Source organism: Bradyrhizobium sp. (assembly GCF_022844465.1).
In the GTDB taxonomy this organism is placed as follows: Bacteria; Pseudomonadota; Alphaproteobacteria; order Rhizobiales; family Xanthobacteraceae; genus Bradyrhizobium.
In genome coordinates this window covers 56,703-73,945 of sequence record NZ_JALHLP010000008.1, presented here as the reverse complement: position 1 = coordinate 73,945, position 17,243 = coordinate 56,703, and the positions used below count along the sequence as shown (strand labels likewise).

The 17,243-nt window shown below is 65.5% G+C and carries 17 protein-coding genes and 1 tRNA gene; 4 read left to right on the top strand and 14 right to left on the bottom strand.

Annotated features, from left to right (window positions below):
• The first annotated feature begins 102 nt into the window (after positions 1 to 102).
• Positions 103 to 1,155, top strand: coding sequence for an amidohydrolase family protein (locus Q0D31_RS14790; protein ID WP_291852177.1), 1,053 nt, complete (start codon positions 103 to 105; stop codon positions 1,153 to 1,155).
• Positions 1,156 to 1,162: 7 nt separating this feature from the next.
• On the opposite strand, the gene Q0D31_RS14785 is transcribed toward Q0D31_RS14790, so the two are convergent.
• The 8 genes from Q0D31_RS14785 to Q0D31_RS14750 form a co-directional block, all read right to left on the bottom strand.
• The gene (locus Q0D31_RS14785; protein ID WP_291852175.1) at positions 1,163 to 2,419 is read right to left on the bottom strand and encodes an aminopeptidase; all 1,257 of its coding nucleotides are present in this window, start codon (positions 2,417 to 2,419) and stop codon (positions 1,163 to 1,165) included.
• 54 nt (positions 2,420 to 2,473) lie between these two features.
• Positions 2,474 to 3,835, bottom strand: a complete 1,362-nt coding sequence (gene pcaB, locus Q0D31_RS14780; protein WP_291852172.1) for a 3-carboxy-cis,cis-muconate cycloisomerase — start codon at positions 3,833 to 3,835, stop codon at positions 2,474 to 2,476.
• A 1-nt stretch (position 3,836) separates the two neighbouring features.
• Positions 3,837 to 4,124 carry a DUF1330 domain-containing protein gene (locus Q0D31_RS14775; RefSeq protein ID WP_291852169.1) on the bottom strand — a complete coding sequence of 96 codons (288 nt, stop codon included), beginning with the start codon at positions 4,122 to 4,124 and terminating at the stop codon, positions 3,837 to 3,839.
• A gap of 50 nt (positions 4,125 to 4,174) precedes the next feature.
• Positions 4,175 to 6,058: a DEAD/DEAH box helicase gene (locus tag Q0D31_RS14770; protein WP_291852166.1), complete on the bottom strand. Its 1,884-nt coding sequence runs from the start codon at positions 6,056 to 6,058 to the stop codon at positions 4,175 to 4,177.
• Between the two features lie 221 nt (positions 6,059 to 6,279).
• The gene (locus Q0D31_RS14765) at positions 6,280 to 7,512 is read right to left on the bottom strand and encodes a rhodanese-like domain-containing protein (RefSeq protein ID WP_291852163.1); all 1,233 of its coding nucleotides are present in this window, start codon (positions 7,510 to 7,512) and stop codon (positions 6,280 to 6,282) included.
• A 31-nt stretch (positions 7,513 to 7,543) separates the two neighbouring features.
• Positions 7,544 to 8,143 carry a thiamine pyrophosphate-dependent enzyme gene (locus Q0D31_RS14760; protein WP_291852159.1) on the bottom strand — a complete coding sequence of 200 codons (600 nt, stop codon included), beginning with the start codon at positions 8,141 to 8,143 and terminating at the stop codon, positions 7,544 to 7,546.
• Entirely contained in the window at positions 8,140 to 8,706 is a 567-nt protein-coding gene (locus tag Q0D31_RS14755; protein ID WP_291852156.1) for a thiamine pyrophosphate-binding protein, read from the bottom strand. The genes Q0D31_RS14760 and Q0D31_RS14755 overlap by 4 nt, the downstream gene beginning before the upstream one ends.
• Positions 8,707 to 9,166: 460 nt before the next feature.
• On the bottom strand, positions 9,167 to 9,652 hold the full coding sequence (locus Q0D31_RS14750) for a disulfide bond formation protein B (RefSeq protein WP_291852433.1): 486 nt from the start codon (positions 9,650 to 9,652) through the stop codon (positions 9,167 to 9,169).
• A 256-nt stretch (positions 9,653 to 9,908) separates the two neighbouring features.
• Between Q0D31_RS14750 and Q0D31_RS14745 the strand changes: the two genes are divergently transcribed.
• Entirely contained in the window at positions 9,909 to 10,346 is a 438-nt protein-coding gene (locus Q0D31_RS14745) for a pyridoxamine 5'-phosphate oxidase family protein (protein WP_291852153.1), read from the top strand.
• A gap of 107 nt (positions 10,347 to 10,453) precedes the next feature.
• Positions 10,454 to 10,538 (top strand) — tRNA-Leu (locus Q0D31_RS14740).
• Positions 10,539 to 11,158: 620 nt separating this feature from the next.
• On the opposite strand, the gene Q0D31_RS14735 is transcribed toward Q0D31_RS14740, so the two are convergent.
• The gene (locus Q0D31_RS14735; protein ID WP_291852150.1) at positions 11,159 to 11,527 is read right to left on the bottom strand and encodes a hypothetical protein; all 369 of its coding nucleotides are present in this window, start codon (positions 11,525 to 11,527) and stop codon (positions 11,159 to 11,161) included.
• Between the two features lie 144 nt (positions 11,528 to 11,671).
• Between Q0D31_RS14735 and Q0D31_RS14730 the strand changes: the two genes are divergently transcribed.
• Positions 11,672 to 13,075, top strand: coding sequence for an AMP-binding protein (locus tag Q0D31_RS14730; protein WP_291852148.1), 1,404 nt, complete (start codon positions 11,672 to 11,674; stop codon positions 13,073 to 13,075).
• Between the two features lie 297 nt (positions 13,076 to 13,372).
• Here the strand turns inward: Q0D31_RS14730 and Q0D31_RS14725 are convergent, their stop codons facing one another.
• From Q0D31_RS14725 to Q0D31_RS14705, 5 genes are all read right to left on the bottom strand, one after another.
• Positions 13,373 to 13,591, bottom strand: coding sequence for an SHOCT domain-containing protein (locus Q0D31_RS14725; protein ID WP_291842515.1), 219 nt, complete (start codon positions 13,589 to 13,591; stop codon positions 13,373 to 13,375).
• Between the two features lie 278 nt (positions 13,592 to 13,869).
• A complete protein-coding gene (locus Q0D31_RS14720) occupies positions 13,870 to 13,992 on the bottom strand; it encodes a hypothetical protein (protein ID WP_291852145.1) in 123 nt (40 codons plus the stop codon).
• A 34-nt stretch (positions 13,993 to 14,026) separates the two neighbouring features.
• Entirely contained in the window at positions 14,027 to 14,227 is a 201-nt protein-coding gene (locus Q0D31_RS14715; protein WP_291852143.1) for a hypothetical protein, read from the bottom strand.
• Positions 14,228 to 14,316: 89 nt separating this feature from the next.
• Entirely contained in the window at positions 14,317 to 15,759 is a 1,443-nt protein-coding gene (locus Q0D31_RS14710; protein ID WP_291852140.1) for a bifunctional metallophosphatase/5'-nucleotidase, read from the bottom strand.
• A 102-nt stretch (positions 15,760 to 15,861) separates the two neighbouring features.
• Positions 15,862 to 17,151 carry a carbohydrate porin gene (locus tag Q0D31_RS14705; protein WP_291852138.1) on the bottom strand — a complete coding sequence of 430 codons (1,290 nt, stop codon included), beginning with the start codon at positions 17,149 to 17,151 and terminating at the stop codon, positions 15,862 to 15,864.
• Positions 17,152 to 17,243: the final 92 nt, after the last annotated feature.

Genomic DNA, 17,243 nt, shown 5'->3' with positions numbered 1-17,243 from the left:
GGAATGGATTGCTTCGCGAAGCCTGTCATCGGGCGCGCATTCGTGCGACCTGTTGGCTCGCAGTGACGGGACGCAAGAACAGTAATCACGGGAGCGAAACCAATGGCCGCCAGCACTGCACCTGCCTCCAGAAGCGGCCTCTACGCCGATCCGCGCGAGGATTGGCTCGCGCAACATGCCGAGGCGATCATCGATCCCGCGCGCCCGATCGTCGATCCGCACCACCATCTCTGGGACCGCGGCGGCCTGCGCTACCTGATCGAGGAGATGGTGGCCGATATCGCCTCCGGCCATAACGTCATCGCCACCGTCTATGTCGACTGCCGCTCGATGTACCGCGCGCACGGGCCGGAAGCGTTTCGTCCTGTCGGCGAGGTCGAGTTCGCCAATGGCGTGGCGGCAATGGCCGCGAGCGGCGGCTACGGCAAGGCCGCGATCTGCGCCGGCATCGTCAGCCACGCCAACCTCCTGCTCGGCGACGGCGCGAAGGCCGTTCTGGAAGCCGAGATCGTCGCCGGCAACGGCCGCTTTCGCGGCATCCGGCACTCCTCGGCCTGGGACGCCGATCCTGACGTGGCCGGCATGTATGCGACGCGGCCGAAGGGATTGCTGCTCGACAGCAGCTTCCGCAAGGGGTTTGCCTGCCTCGCGCCGCTGGACTTGAGCTTCGACGCCTGGCTGTTTCACCCGCAGATTGGCGAACTCGCCGACCTCGCCCGCACCTTCCCCGAAACCAGAATCGTGCTCGATCATTGCGGCGGACCGATCGGCATCGGCGGCTATGCCGGCCGGCGCGAAGAAATCTTCCCGCTCTGGAAGGCCTCGATCCGCGACATCGCGCAATGCCCGAATGTCGTCGTCAAGCTCGGCGGGCTCGCAATGTGCCTGCTCGGCTATGACTTTCATCTGCGCCCGAAGCCGCCATCTTCGGAGCAAGCCGCCGCCGCATGGCGCCCCTATATCGAAACCTGCATCGAGGCGTTCGGGCCCGATCGTTGCATGTTCGAGAGCAACTTTCCGCCCGATAAGGGCCAGTGCAGCTACCAGGTGATCTTCAACGCCTTCAAGCGGATCGCCGCGCCTTACAGCGAAGCCGAGAAGACGGCGCTGTTCTCGAAGACCGCGACGGATTTCTACCGGCTCAAGCTCGACTGATTGGTGTTCACGCCCACTCGCCCTTGCGGAACACCGGGACGCGCCTGCCGTCGGCGTGGACGCCGTCGATGTCGGTCTCGGCGGAGCCGATCATCCAGTCGATGTGGATCAGGCTCTTGTTGCCGCCCTGGGCCGCGATCTGCTGCGGCGTCAGCTTGTCGCCGCCGACGAAGCATTTCGAATAGCACTGGCCGAGCGCGATGTGGCAGGCGGCGTTCTCGTCAAACAGCGTGTTGAAGAACAGCAATCCGCTCTTGGAGATCGGCGAGGAATGCGGCACCAGCGCCACCTCGCCGAGACGGGCCGCGCCCTCATCGGTGTCGAGCACCTTCTTCAACACTTCCTCGCCGCGCGACGCCCTTGCCTCGACGATGCGGCCTTCCTCGAACTTCACCTGGATGTTGTCGATCAGGGTGCCCTGGTAGGACAACGGCTTGGACGAGACGACGTGGCCGCTGACCCGCCGGCAATGCGGCGTGGTGAAAACTTCCTCGGTCGGAATGTTGGCGTTGCAGGTGATGCCGTTGCGGGCGATGGACGCGCCGCCTTCCCATTCGTGGCCGTCGGCGAGACCGATCGTCAGGTCGGTGCCCGGACCGGAGTATTTCAGCGCGTGGAAGCGCTGCCCGTTCAGCCAGTCGGTGCGCTCGCGCAAGACCGCGTTGTGCTTCTCCCATGCGGCGACGGCGCCTTCCTGGTCGACGCGGGAGGCCGCGAAGATCGCATCCGCCAGTTTCGCCACCGCGACATCCTCCGGGAGGTCGGGGAATACCTGCCTGGCCCAGGCCGGGCTCGGATAGGCGATGATGTTCCAGTTGGTCTCGAAATTGACGATCTTCTCCAGCGCCGGCTGGTAGGCGATCGAATTGGCCTTGCTGGCGCGCGCGACCTTCACCGGGTCCTCGCCCGACAGCAGCATCGGATTGTCGCCGACGACGGCGAGCCGCGCCGTGTTGGCGCTGAACGCCTTCGCCATGCCGTCATAGAGCCAGCCGGCGGCGCGATCGAAACTCTCATCGCGGCCGTGGCGGTAGCGCGCCAGCGTCACCTCCTCATCCGACAGGAACGGCGTCACCAGGCCGGCGCCGGCCTTGTAGGCGTGCTCGGCAATCCGGCGCACCAGCGGCAGCGCCGCCGAAGGCGCGGTCAGCAGCAGGTCCTGCCCCGGCTGCAACCGCAAGCCGACCTTGACGGCGACCTCGGCGAGGCGGTCGAGTTTCGCGGGATCGATCGGCGTCGAGATATTGCGGGCGTGAGCGGTCATGGCAATTCCTTGGATCGGTCGTTGGCAGAGAGATAGGCGAACCGGCCGGACTTCTCAACGCCCGCAGGAGGCGATCACCCGGTCCACCATCTCAGGCGCAAGGCCGAGATAATTGCCGGGCGAGGTCAGCCGGTCGATGGTTGCGCGGTCGATGCGTTGTGAAACCCGCGGGTCCGCCGAAAGCGCGTCCGCCAGCGTCTTGCCCTTCTCGTTGGCGAGGCGGCAGGCGTCATAGACCACGTCATGCGCCTCTTGCCGGCCGAGGTCTGGCGCCAGCCCCATCATCACAGCTTCGGCGACGATCAGCCCGCGGCTGATATCGAGATTCGCAGCCATCTTGTTCTCGTCGACGATGAGCCCGCCGAGCGCGAATTTCGCCTGATGCAGGCTGCCGGCGGTGAGCACGAAGCTTTCCGGGATCGCCATCCATTCGGCGTGCCAGGGCCCGGTGGCGCGTTCGAAATCCTGCACCATCGCGTCCAGCATCAGGCCGGCGTGCTGGCGCACGCCCTTGGCCGCCGCCAGCATCAATTCCGACGAGATCGGGTTGCGCTTCTGCGGCATGGTCGAGGACGCGCCGCGCCCCTTGACGAAGGGCTCATAGACTTCGCCGAACTCGGTCGAGGCCATCAGCATCACGTCGAGCGCGATCTTGCCGAGCGAGCCGGTGACGAGCGCGAGGAAATTGATGGTTTCCGCCAGCCCGTCGCGCGCGACATGCCAGGTGGCGACAGGGACGCCAAGACCGAGCTCCTCGCACAGCGCCTGCTGGACCTCGAACCCCTTGCCGCCGAGCGACGCCAGCGTGCCGGCGGCGCCCGCGAACTGGCCGACCAGGACGCGCGGCTTCAATTCGGCGAGGCGCGCGGCGTGGCGGTCGAACATCGCCAGCCAGATCGCGGCCTTGTAGCCGAACGTCACCGGCAGCGCCTGCTGCAGATGGGTGCGGCCCGCCATCGGCGTATCGCGATAGCGTTGGGCGAGCCCGGCGAGGATGCCGCGCAGCGCGGCGATGTCGGCTTCGATGATGCTCAAACCGGCGCGCAGCTGCAGGACCAGGGCGGTGTCCATGATGTCCTGCGTGGTCGCGCCCCAATGCAGGTAGCGCCCGGCGTCGCCGCACTGCTTCGCGATCTGCTGCACCAGCGGCAGGATCGGATAGCCGACAATATCGGTCTCCTTTCGCAGCAGGTCGAAATCGAGCGCCGAAACATCTGTCCGCTTCGCGATCTCTTCCGCCGCCTGCGCCGGGATCACCCCGCAGCGCGCCTCGGCCCTGGCCAGCGCGATTTCGACCTCGGCATAGCGCGTGATCAGGCTGAAATCCGAAAACACCTCGCGCATCTCAGGCGTTCCGAACGCATCGCGGAACAGGATCGAATCGAACACGGTGGTGGAGGTCGGAAAAGCGGACATCTCACAAACCTCTCACCGTCAGAACGATCGCGTCGGCGCCCGCCTTGCGATCGACCGAGATTTCCTGATACTCCGGCGAGTTCTGAAACTCCTTCGCCGCGGCATCGTCGGGAAATTCCATGATCACGACCTTGTCGCGCGGCCAATCGCCTTCCAGCACGATCGGGTGTGCGTCCGCCACCAGCAGCTTCCCCCTGAATTTCTCGAACACGCCCATAAAACGCGATTGATAGCGGTCATAGAGTTCGCGGCGGGTGAACTTCAACTGGGCGATAAGGTAGACGCTCATGACGGTCCTCATCTCACGTGTCGGGCCGCGCCGTTCAGGTCATGATCCAGTCAAGTGCGGAACTTCTTTTTCTTCTTGCCGAATGCAGCCTTGGCAGGCGCCGCGTTTTCGCGCAGCGGCTTGCCGGCATAAGCCGGCTTGTGCGGTTTCTTCGTATCGTAACGCGCCTTCTTGTCAAACCCTGCCCGGTCGGAGCCCTCAGTTCTTTTGCCGTGCGGCTTCGGTGTCCACGCCGGCTCGCGGACCTCCTCGCGCGACGGGCCGCCTTCGAGCGCCTCGAGGCGGATATTGTCTTCCTTGTCGGGACGGCGGATCTTGACCGCAAAGGATTCCGCGGCGCGGGCGGAAATCTCGAATTCGGTTGTCGTGTCCATGATGCGGATGGCGCCGATGTCCGACTTCTCGATGCCGCCGCGGCGGCAGATCATCGGCAACAGCCAGCGCGCTTCGGCATTCTTGCGGCTGCCGATCGAGGCGCGAAACCAGACGCTGCCATCGCTCATGACGTGACGCGGCGATGATTTTCCCTTCCGGGGTCGCGGGGCGGCGCTGCGGTCCTCGCCGCGCGGCGGGCGGCCCTCCCGGTCCCGGCCGCGATCCTCGCGCGAGCGGCCGCTGCCCTGCGCGGGATCGAGAATGTCCTCGGGCGACGGCAGCCGCGCCCGATAAAGCCGCGCCAGCGCGGCGGCGATGTCCTCCGCCGAGCGCTCGGCGAGCAAGGCCTGCGCCAGCATCAGATCTTCCGCGGTCGTCTCCTCCGAGAACAGCGCGTCCTTCAGCATCCGCTCCTGGTCGAGCCGGCGGATTTCGTCCGGCTGCGGCGCGGTACCCCAGGCGGCATCGATGCCGGCCAGATTGAGCAGCACTTCGGCGCGGCGACGGCGCGCCGGCGGCACCAGCAGCACGCTAACACCCTTGCGGCCGGCGCGGCCGGTGCGGCCCGAACGATGCTGCATCACTTCGGGATCGTTCGGGATATCGGCATGGATGACGAGGTCGAGGTTCGGCAGGTCGATGCCGCGCGCGGCGACATCGGTCGCCACGCAGACGCGGGCGCGGCCGTCGCGCAACGCCTGCAGCGCCATCGTCCGCTCGTTCTGCGTCAGTTCGCCTGACAGCGCCACCACCGAGAAGCCGCGCTCCAAGAGCGTCGCCTGCAAATGTCGGACGGCGTCCCGCGTATTGCAGAACACCAGCGCGCCCGGCGATTCGTAGAAGCGCAAGGTATTGACCACGGCGTGTTCGACGTCGCCGGCCGCGATCCTGACGGCGCGATATTCGATGTCGGCATGGCCGCCCTCGTCGCCGGCGACCTCGACGCGAAAGGCGGCCTGCTGATACGCCTTCGCCAGCGCGACGATGCCGCGCGGCAATGTCGCCGAGAACAATAGCGTGCGGCGATCGTCCGGCGTGGCCTTGAGGATGAATTCCATGTCCTCGCGGAAGCCGAGATCGAGCATCTCGTCGGCCTCGTCGAGCACGATCGCCTTCAGTTCCGAAACGTCGAGCCGGCCGCGCCGCAAATGATCGCACAGCCGCCCCGGCGTGCCGACAACGATATGCGCCCCTGCCGCCAGTTCGCGCTGCTCGCGGCGCGGGTCCATGCCGCCGACGCAGGAGACTACGCGCGCCCCGGCATGTTGATAGAGCCAGGAGAGTTCGCGATGGACCTGAAGCGCAAGCTCGCGGGTCGGCGCGACGATCAGCGCCAGGGGAGCCGCGGCCCGCTCGAACCGTTCGGCGGCGTCGAGCAAGTTGGTTGCGATCGCCAGGCCATAGGCGACCGTCTTGCCCGACCCGGTCTGCGCCGAAACCAGCAGGTCGCGGCCCGCGGCGTCATCGGCCAACACCGCGGTCTGAACCTGGGTCAGCCGGTCGAAGTTGCGTTCCGCCAAGGCTCGGGCGAGCGGCGGACTTGCGATCAGGAATGTCACGGGATGAAAACCTTGGGGTTGGCGCTTTCGGCCGGAAAAAGGGACAGAATCCCAACCGAACGGCTCGAAGCTTGCGCGATCGACAAAGCGCAGCCGTGCGGCCTGACGGATTTGACTGAGATGGGGATGCTGTAGGCGAAAACCAGCCGGCGCACCACCCATTATTTGCGTGGGCCGGCGGTGATTCCTGGCCAGTGGACCGGCTCACCGCTGCTTTCCGGTCAAATGACGAAGAATCCATGGCTGGCGTCGCGGCGGAGCTGCTCGACCAGGCCGTACTCCCAGTCGAGATAGGCCTGCATGGCGCTTTCCTTGACGTCGGTGCCCTCATAAGGGCGGCGGTAGCGGTGCGCGGGGTCGGGCTTCGGGATGGCCAGCGGCGGCCCGCGTTCCAGCGCGCCGTCATAGCCGCCTTCGAGCACGTAAGTCTCCCATCCCATCTGCGCCAGCCAGGACGCGGTCATGTCGGCGCGGACGCGCCGGTCGTCGGTCAGCACGATGCGGGCGCCGCGCACCGGCGCGGCCATGTCGATCTCTTGCACCAGCTGCCCGCCGGAATAATGGCGAAAGCCTGCGAGATGGCCGGCGGTGTATTCCTCCTCGGAACGGACGTCGAAGCGATAGAGCGTGCGGCCGGCCTGCGCCTGCAGCGCCGCCATGTCGGCCATGGCGATGTGGCGAACGCCGGCGCGATAGGCGACGTCGCGGGCTTTTTCCTCCGCGCCTTCGAACGCGCCGATCTCGCCGCGCCTGCCGGCGCCGTGCTCGAGGTCTTGCCGGGCCAGGGTCCAGCCGATCGTGCCGTTGCGCAGCGCCACCACCTTGTTGGCGACCCCGGCGTTGATCAGCGATTGCGCCCCGATGATCGAGCGGGTGCGGCCGGCGCAATTGACGATGATGGTGGTCGCGGGATCCGGCGCGGCGCGGCCCGCGCGCAGCACCAGCTCCGCGCCGGGCACGCTGATGGAGCCCGGGATGTTCATTGTGGCGTATTCATCGAAGCGCCGGACATCGAGAATCCTGATGTTGGCGCAGCTTTCGATCAGGCCGGCGACATCCTCCGCCGCCAGCGAAGGCGTGTGCCGCCGCGCCTCCACCAGCTCGCCAAAGGCCTTGGCGTAGGAATTGACGTCCCGGAACAGCTCAAAGCCCGCCGACGCCCAGGCCTGCAGCCCGCCGTCGAGTTCGCGGACGTCTCGGTAGCCCATCGCCGCGAGGCGTCCGGCCGCCACGGATGTCAGTCCCTCGCCGGCGTCGTAGATCACGATCGGCACGTCCTTGCGCGGCAGCCGGGCGGCGGCTTCGAGCGCGATCCGCTCAGTCGCCATGTTGGCCGCGAACAGCGGATGGCCGGTGGCGAAGGCGGCCTCGTGCCTGACATCGAGCAGCGCGATCTCTTCGCGCAGCAACAGCGCGCGGCGAACCTGTTGGGGCGTGACGGACGGCAGGCCCATTACGGCACACCGACGATGGCGACAGCGGCCCTCAATTGAACAGCGCCTCGTCACCCAGCACCGATTGCCGGAAACGCGAGGTCAGGATCACGCCATCGGCCGGAGGCATCACGAACACCAGCGCCTCGGCACTGATCTTGATCTGGGCAAAGGCCGTGGCCCTTCCCGCATGGGCGAGGTCGCGCAGCTCGGTCACCTCGGCCATGGTGCGAACGATCCGCGAGGTGCGGATGCCGCAAGCGACAGCGATGGCCGCAAGGTCGACGCCGGAAGCGGTCGGGGTCTTCTGCATGCCGGTCTCGCCGAAGCGTTCGTTGTCGAGCACCGCGATGGTCAGGTTCTTCGGCGCTTCCACCGCGATGGTGGCGAGCGAGCCCACGTTCATCAGCATCTCGCCGTCGCCGGTGATGACGAGCACCTTGCGCCTGGGCTGCGCCAGCGCCAGGCCGAGCCCGATCATGGAGGCGCCGCCCATGGCGCCCCAGAGCGGAAAATTGTTGGGATGATCGCCGGCGGCCGAGACGTCCCAGTTCGGCGCGCCGAGGCCGGCGATCACAAGCAGGTCGCCGCGGTCGCGCACCAGTTCGTTGACGACGTCGCGGCGATGCAGAAGCGCGTTCGGATTGGTCATTTGCGGGCGAGCTCCTTGAAGTTCTTGGCGCCGAGCACGCGCTGGCCGATCAGGACCGCCGCCGGTTTCCAGCTGTTGAAGGCGAGGTTCGCCGCGCCCTGCACCGCTGACGCAACGAGGTGGGGCTCGTCCACCTTGGTCACGATCACCCCCATGGCTTCGAGCGAGGGCCGCGTGCCCTGCCCCATCGGGATCTGCCACGGATTGAACTCGCCCCAGTCGCCGCGCATGGTCACGATCATCAAAAGCGGCATGTGGCAGATCACCGGCAGCGACAGCATGTTGATGCAGTTGCCGACGCCGCTGGACTGCAGCAGAAGCACTCCGCGCTCGCCGCCGAGCCACGCCCCGGCCAGCATCGCCACGCCCTCCTCTTCCGTGGTCAGCGTCACCACGCGCGTCTGCGGATCGTCCTCGAAGCGACGGATCAGGCGGCTATGGCCGGCGTCCGGCACCATGGCGACCTGGCGGATGCCGGCTTCCTTGAGCACGTGGTAGATTTCGTCCGGCCAGGTCGGCAGCGCCGCCGGCGCTTCGTCACGTGATTTTGCTGCATCGGCCATCGGGCTTCGTTTCCTCCGGGAAGTCCTGGGTTGATCGGCGCCGACCATAGATCGCGATGGAGGGAGGAGGAAACTAAATGTGCGCATGGCTTGTATCGCGGAATTGAGAGGCTGGGGTTTGAAGTGACCGGCTACGGCCATCACGGCGAGCTACCGAACCCAAATGCGCGTTCGATTGCAGGCTCCGCGAAGTAAACCACAATTGTCGAAACAGAGAGGTCGTCGTCGCCCGCGAAGGCGGGCGATCCAGTACGCCGCGGCTTTTCGATTGAATCACAAGCGTCTCTGGAATACTGGATCACCCGTTTTCGCGGGTGATGACGGATGGATATGGGTTCGTATTCTCGCCGCATGTTTCGCCCGAGGTTTGCTTTCGTTCGCACCCGGCCTTCCCTGCGCAGTGGGTTGACGGCTTGTAACGTGATCTCCCCGGTGAACGGCGCTTGCGCGCCTCGGCAAGCTACGCCCGCCGCGGCGCAGCCATGCCCCACACGGCGATCGCCGCCATCGACAGCGAGATCAGCACATTGTAGCCGGCGAGCGAGAGGCCGAGGAAGCGCCACTGCACCTCGTCGCAGCGGATCACTCTGACGGTGTCCAGACGCTCCAGCAGGTTGCCGGCGCTGCCGAGATCGACGACGGGGCCGGAGCAATCGGTCGGGCCCTGCCAGAATTTCCATTCGACGCCGGCATGGTAGGCGCCAAGGGAGCTATTGGCGAGGGCCGCCAGCGCAAGGATGGCGAGACCCGCGATCAGCAGCGACCGCGGCGCGCCACGGGTAGCCGCGAACGCGATCGCGAGCGCGAGCGGCAACGCCAGATAATAGGCGTAGCGCTGCTGGAGGCAGAGCGGACAGGGGCGGATATCCAGCACCAGTTCGAAGAACCAGACGCCCGCCAGCGTCACGGCGGCTACCAGCGCGGTCGCCAGCGCGGCAACCCGCACGGGATCGTCGGCATGGCGCGCGTGCGGCGGATAGGCGGCGGCATCTGACGTCACGGGTCGTTCTCCGCATCACCCTGCAGGCTCAGAACAGGCCACAGCGTCCTATCCCGCCGCCGCCGGCCTGTCGAGGCGCACCACCATCACATCCGCGGGGGTGGACCGGCAAGCCCCGCCGGCTGATCGCTTCGCAACCCCGCGCCCACTCCCGCGTTATCCTAGCCTGCAATCGCCCTTCCCAAGAGGACGAGGACAAGAAATGAGCAACATGACCCTGAAAGACCTGGCGAAGGCGATGGGCAAGATCGACTTTACGATGCTGACGACCCGCACCGACGGCGGCCGGTTCGCGACCCGGCCGATGAGCAACAATGGCGAGGTCGAATATGACGGCGATTCCTTCTATTTCAGCTGGGACAGCGCGCGTACCTTGAGCGATATCGCGCGCGATCCGCAGGTCGCCCTGTCGTTCCAGGGCAGCGCGGGGCTGCTCGGCAAGCCGCCGCCGTTCGTAGCGGTTCAGGGAACGGCCCGCATCATCCGCGACAAGCAGGCGTTCGCCGATCATTGGACGGCGGATCTGGAGCGCTGGTTTCCGCAAGGGATCGACACCGACGGCATGGTGATGATCCACGTCCATGCCGACCGCATCCACTATTGGGATGGCAGCGACGAAGGCGAAATCCCGGTATCGTGACGCGCGCCCTCAACGCAGGACAACCTGACCCGCGGCCATTGACGGGCGAGCGCCGCCCGCTATATTCCGCCGGCTTCGCGACAGGGCTTCACGGCCTTTTCCCGAGGGCCCCTGTGGCGGAACTGGTAGACGCGCTCGACTCAAAATCGAGTTCCGCAAGGAGTGCTGGTTCGATTCCGGCCAGGGGCACCAGAAGCGCTTCGCATAGCGTCTCATAGTTTCTCAAAAACCACTGCTTTCTCCGTCTGCTGCTGCAGGCACGAAGAAAACGCGACCGGATCAAGGAACAACTCGCGGCGGGGATAAACCCGTCACCGAGCAGGAAGCCCGAAAAGCTGGCCAACTCAGCCGCCGGCTCAAACCACGTTCGGCGCGGTCGCAGACGAGTACCTTGCCAACTTGAAGAGGAACGATGCGGCCGCACAGAACCTAAGCCCGTCGAAATGCTTGACGGCCTCAAGAGAAATGAGACGAACGGCCGGCGAGACACCGCTGACCGCCTCCGCTCCGCTATTGGAGCTGTCTTCCGCCCAAGCCGCCTTCAAATTTCTAATCCTCACGATGGCGCGGCCAGGCGACGTACGCGCGATGACGCGGGACCGAAGTTGACCTGAAAAAGCGAACTCCGGCAGACGAATGAAAATGCGCGAGCCGCACAACATGCCTCTATCGCGACAAGCTCTCGAAATCCTCAGGGCTGTCTGGCCATTCAGCCAAGAACACGAGCACGGGGCGGGACTCTCCGTTCCCAGCCACTACAGCTACCTGAGCGTGTGTCCGAGTTCACTATGAATCAAGTACAGCCGCGGTCCCTAGTACCGGTAGTAATAGTAAGGCTGCTTGTAGCGGCGCGGCGCATAGTAGGGTCGATAGCCCCGATCGAGCCGATAGCTATGAGGCTTGTAATAGTGAAATTTGTAGCCGCGGTGATGACGGAAGCGGCGTCCCCGCCCCCCTTCTCCGCCCTCACCGACCGTGACGAGCAGAGATTGCGCGGAATCCGGCACGAACAGGAACGTCGAGGTGACGAGGCTCGCGAGCTTGACCGATCCCGCCCCGTTGCCCCCTTCTCCCGTCGCCGGAGGATCAAGCTGCGCATCAGGACCCATCGCAGCAGGTGTCGCGGATGCACTGGCCGTGAGAACACTCAGCAGCGTTGCGCTAACGAGTATGGTCTTCATAGTGGTCTCCGCTGCTCCGCCACCTCGAACCGAATAACGGAACACGGCGTTGACGGTTCCCCAGCCGGCCGCTGAACATCCCAACCAGCTGACAATGGCCGCGACAGGCTGAACCGAAAATGAATTGGCGCTAGAGGTCGTACGATGATACCTCCCCTTTCCGTCAACTCGGCGATCGGCGGGATCGCCTGGCCGGGGCTTCCGGCCCAGAACGGCGCCAGCCTCCTGGCCATCCTGTTCCAGCTCGAGCAAAGCCAGTGGTGGTCTGCGCAGGAGCTTTCGCAACGACAGCGCAACCAGCTCAATGCGCTCCTCGACCACGCCCGCACCCACGTTCCGTTCTACCGCGAGCGACTGCAGGGCCTCGGCGACCTTCCCGCTGACGAGACCTGGCCAGAAGTATGGCGGCGCATCGCTCCGCTCACCCGGGCGGAGATTCAGGCGGCCGACGCCGCAGAGACCATGGTCACGGAAACGCTGCCGCCGGGACACGGGGAGTTGCGGGAGATCTACACGTCGGGTTCGACCGGCAAGCCGATCCGCTCGGTTCGCACGCAACTCTGGGAGCTGATGTGGAGCGCCTTCACGGTTCGCGACCATCTTTGGCATCGGCGCGACCTTCAGGGGGTCTTCGCGACGTTGCGCGAGAGCGGCCAGGGCAAAGCGCTTTATCCTGACGGACTCCGCGCCGAGAGCTGGGGCTATTCGAGCGCCACGATCCTCAAGACGGGTCCGATGGTCAGCCTTAATGTTGCAACACCCGTCGAACAGCAGGTCGAATGGCTGCGGCGTCAGAATCCCGACTACCTGTTGACGCACCCAACCATCGCGCGTCGGCTGGCTGATCATTGTCGTGACCACGGAGTTCGGCTGCCGCAGCTCAAGCAGGTCATCACCATTGCGGAGAACCTCAAGCCGGAGGTCCGAAGCGCCGTTCACGACGCTTGGGGGGTGCCGCTCGTCGACGTCTACTCGACACGCGAGATCGGGTACATCGCGTTGCAGTGCCCTGATCACGAGCACTACCATATCCAGTCCGAGCACGTCCTGGTTGAGGTTTTGAATGAGGAGGGCCAACCTTGTGCGCCCGGCGAGGTCGGCAAGCTTCTGGTCACCTCACTGCACAATCTCGCCATGCCGCTCATTCGTTATGACATAGGTGACTACGTCGAAGTCGGCCGACCCTGCCCTTGCGGGCGCGGATTACCGGTTATCCAGCGGATCCTCGGCCGCACGCAGAACATGCTGGTCATGCCATCCGGCGAACGACGTTGGCCGCTGCTGTCATCGGCGAACATTGCAACCATGCTGGAGATCGCTCCCGCGATCAGGGAATATCAGTTTGCCCAGAAGGCGCCCGATCTGATCGAATTTCGCTTAGCTGTCCCGCAGCCGCTCGCGGCCGACGAGGAAGCGCGGTTGACCGAATGGGTTCGCACAAAGCTCGACGCTCCTTTCGGTGTCGTCTTTGCTTATTTTGACGAGATTCCCCGGACCGCTGCCGGAAAGTTCGAGGACTTCGTCTGCGAGATCGATCGCGGTGGTTAGATTACGAGACCAACCGAAAACATTGTGGGGCCGTGGGACATCGCCGACAGAATAAGAATCGAACCAGCCCGAACCATCATTGTCGAAACGAGGAACGAGCCGTGATCGTGACGACGATTTCATCCCTTTTCTGAGGCTTGGCGCGCGCACGATGGAACCCGCTGCCGCTGGCGGAACGGCCATGGACGGAGGCCGGGCCTGAGACCCATTCAGTTCCCTGGGCATGGCCAGGCGCAGCCCGAGGGCGCTCGGTTGGCATGGGATTTCTGCATCAACCAACCATCCAATGAAGACAGCTCAATCGCCGAGCACACGGCGCCGCTGCTCGAACTCGTCCTTGTCGATCTCGCCCCGCGCAAAGCGCTCCTTGAGAATATCGATGGCTGTGCGGCCAGGCGGCGCGTGATGCGATGGGGAAGTGCCCTGCCATGGCCCGCCGACCCAACGCACAAGAAGGGCTGCAGCAGCAATCAACACCGCAAGTACAAGGATCATGAACAGCGGACCGAGTATCATCGCGTACCCTCCTCCGCCCCACCACATCATGTGTGGCCCACAGGCGTATCTGTCGGCGTCTGATGGTGCCTGCGCCCATGCCGCGCTCGATAAAAGCGCCAGAGCGGATCCCCTCGCAACGATTCTGGTCAGAGTTTTTTGCACTGGCGCGCCCCAATGTTGGCCGATCACCGAATTTTCATTCTAACCGGCCCAGCGGTTTGGCCGCTTGCGCAAGATCAAGGGGGCGCCCGCACGCTCGCGCATGAGCACAGCGACAACCGCGCCTGAGAGAAAGGTCAGCGCCGCAGTCCGCCCCGTCCCGAAACTGCGGCCGCCACCAGGCCCGGGTAGATCGCCTTCAGAATGCCGATGCGCTTGACGTGCGGGCCGAAGGAGGCAAAGAACAGCGGCAACGGCACGGCGCAAATGTCGCGCGGCGCTTCCGCTCCCGGTTCAGTCCTGTGACGCGATCAGGTCGGCGCCGCAGATGGCGCGGTCGAGCGCGTCGATCAGCACCTGAATCTCGAGGAACTTGACGCGGGCGCGCTCGGCCTTGTCGCGGTCAAACGGCGCCGCCAGCACCTTGGCATGGGCGTCCCGGTCCTCGATCATGCGCTCGCGCGCCTTCTTCAGCGTTTCAAGTCGCTCGCTCATTCGGATTGCTTTCAACGGAGGCAGATGCGTCACGCTGACAGCGCGAGTTTGTCTTCCTACACCGATCGAGCCGCCGACGCCACCGGCGATCAGACCGCCACTACCGTCCGCTCCGAGCCGATTGCCGGCGTCGATGAACCGCGCAGATAGTGCCGCATGGCGCCTACCGCGTCCGTCGACAGATCGGTTCGGCCGGTGCCGAATTTCGCCGGGACGCTCTGCGCGGTGATCGCGGCCACGCGATAGCGGCGGGATCGGTCCAGCAAGCGGCCCTCGACAAAGCAATCCTGAATGCGGCGGCCGGCGGGGTTCTCGATCTTGACGCCCAGGCTGACGCCAAAGCAGCGCTTCACATAGCCGCCCATCTGCTTGAAGGGATCGGGCGAGAACACGCTTTCCAGGTTCTCCTCCATCATCGTCCAGATTTCCTCTCCCGTCATTTCCAGCGTGGTAATCGCCGGATTGACCGGCACGATGTTCCAGAGGTCGTTCATCGTCACCTTGCCGGGCGGGACCGGAGCGCCGTAACGCCAGCCGTTGGAGAACGCCACCCCGGTTTCGGGGGCGCGCGCCACCGCCGCGAGCAGGAAGTCGTCCATCGGCGCGGAAAGACAGGTAGCGCGGTGCAGCAGGCGGTCGGTGGTTCCGACCACGGCCTGCAACATCTCGCGATGCGGGGCCAGGACCGCCTCGACCTGCGCCTGCATCTCGCGATCGGGCTGCACGGCCTGGTCGAGCGCGATCAGCCGGTGCCGGCAGCCCATGACCCTGCCCGCCTCGACCTCGAGGTCGAGGCGGCCGACGAACGAGCCATGACAGCCGGACTGGATCAGGATCGCGCCGTTCACCCGCACCGGCTCATGGAGCCGGTTGTGGGTATGCCCGCTGAGCAGGACGTCGATGCCGTCAACCGCAGAGGCGAGTTTGATGTCCTGCGGAAAGCCCAGATGTGAGAGAACCACGACCAGATCGACGCGCTCCTGCTGTCGCAGTTGGTCGATCAGGACCGGCAATTCCTTTTCACCGAAGCTAAAGGCCAGGCCCTTGCCATGCTCGGGCGGCATCATCTTGTCGACGACGGCGGCGATGCCGATGACGCCAATCCGCAAACCGCCGCGCTCCAGCACGCGAAAGGCGGGAAACGCCGGCGCTCCGGACTGCTTGTGGGTGGCGTTGGCGGCAAGCACTGGATAGTGCAACTCGCTCGCCAGCTGCCGCAGACGATCGGGGCCATAGGCGAAATCCCAGTGCGCCGTCATGGCGTCGAACTCGAGCGCGTTGAGCAAGGGAATCAAGTCGCGCCCCCTGGAATGAACAGCGGCGAAGGTGCCGTGCAGCGTATCGCCATTGTCGAACGCCAGCACCGCGCCGGGATGCTCCGCGCGCGCCTCGCGGAAGACCGCCTGGATGCGCGCATAGCCGCCCATGATCTCGGTTCGAACCTCGGCCCCGTCCCACATCACCTCCGGATGCGCCTCGAGATAGCCGTGCGTGTCGTTGCATTGAAGGATGGTCAGGTGACGACGGGTCATCGGCATGTCTCGACACGGCAAGGGGTGATGCCGCGGAGCAACGGATGGAAGCCCGCTTCGTTCCGACTTCACGCCGGTCGCAAGTTCCTCCGGAAAGCGAGGTTAATACCGCATGATCGCGCGCAGGCCGAACACGGCGGCGTTGCGGACCGGGCGGAGGCCGGTGGAATCGGCGACATTGCCGCCGGGGCGGAAGATGTACTGGAAGTCCGGCTGGATGGTGAAGCCCGGCGACACCTGCGCCTGATAGGTCGCCTCGATCACCGCTTCGAAGTCGCGGAACGGGGTGCGGACGCCTGTGAACAGCGCGGTGTCGATGTCGAACGCCCGGACCGCGGGGGAAATGCGGGCGAAGCCGATAGCGACGCCGAACGCATCGTCCGGGCGGCGCGGGACCAGCCCCTTGAAAGTGAGCCCGACATCTATGTCGAGATCGATCAGGTTGCGGTCCGGCGGGCTCCAGGAGGCGCGGAAGAACGATGAAATGCCCTGGTCAGGCTGGCCGCCCGGCAACTGCCAGAGCTGCTGGTCGACCACGCTGTAGATACCGTGATCGAACCTGTGGCGGCGCGGGTTGCCGGTGCTGAGCGTGGTATCGGCCAGCGACACGCCGTTGCCGTCGAAGCGCCTGTCGTCGAAGGTTCCGAAATGGGTCCACCAGCCGAGCTTGAGCATGCCCGGCAGGCCGATCGCGCTGTGCTTGAACTGCGCCTCCGTCATCACCACCGGCGGGTCGTTGACGGGGAAGATCAGGCCGTGCGGGTTGCGCAGCTGCGGGTTGAGGTGGGCCGGGCCCCTTCCGGCGGGATCGCCGTTGAACACCGCGACCAGATACGACTGGTTCGGGGTCGCGTCATACTTGAACCGGATGCCCGGCGCCGCGAGCGGACAGGCGAGGCCGCCGCTCGGCATGTCCGCCGCCGCGATCGCCGGCCAGCCGAACGCGGCGTTCATGAAGATTCCCGAAACGCTGCCGGCGAGGAAGTCGGAGTCGGCGGTGATCTGCCCGAACTTCACCGACAGCGTGTCGTTGAACAGCTTCTGCTCGATCCAGGCCTCGAACAGCCTTGTCCCGCGCAGCGCCTCGACGTTGCTGATCGGAAATATGTTGCCGAGATAATGCGTCGTCAGCCCCTGGCCGTGAAGCTGGAAGCCGCTGACGCGCGCGGTCGCGCCCTTCCAGCCCGTCAGCTTTTCCAGGTCGGCGTCGACAGCGGCTTCGAGCCGGCCGCCATAGACCGCCTTCTGTTGCGGGCCGCCGGTCGGATTGCCGAGCACCTCGCTGACATAGGCAAACTGATAGGTGATGCCCTTCGACGCCAGCCACGGCCGCAACCCCATGGTGGAGCCGAACGCGGGCGGCAGGCTGTGGCCGATCGACTGCTCGGGCATGCCGGCTTTTGCCGGGTCTTCCTTCGCCTGCGCCCCTGCGCGCTCCGGCGACAGGCTTATTCAGGCGATCAAACCGGCGGCGATCGCCGCGG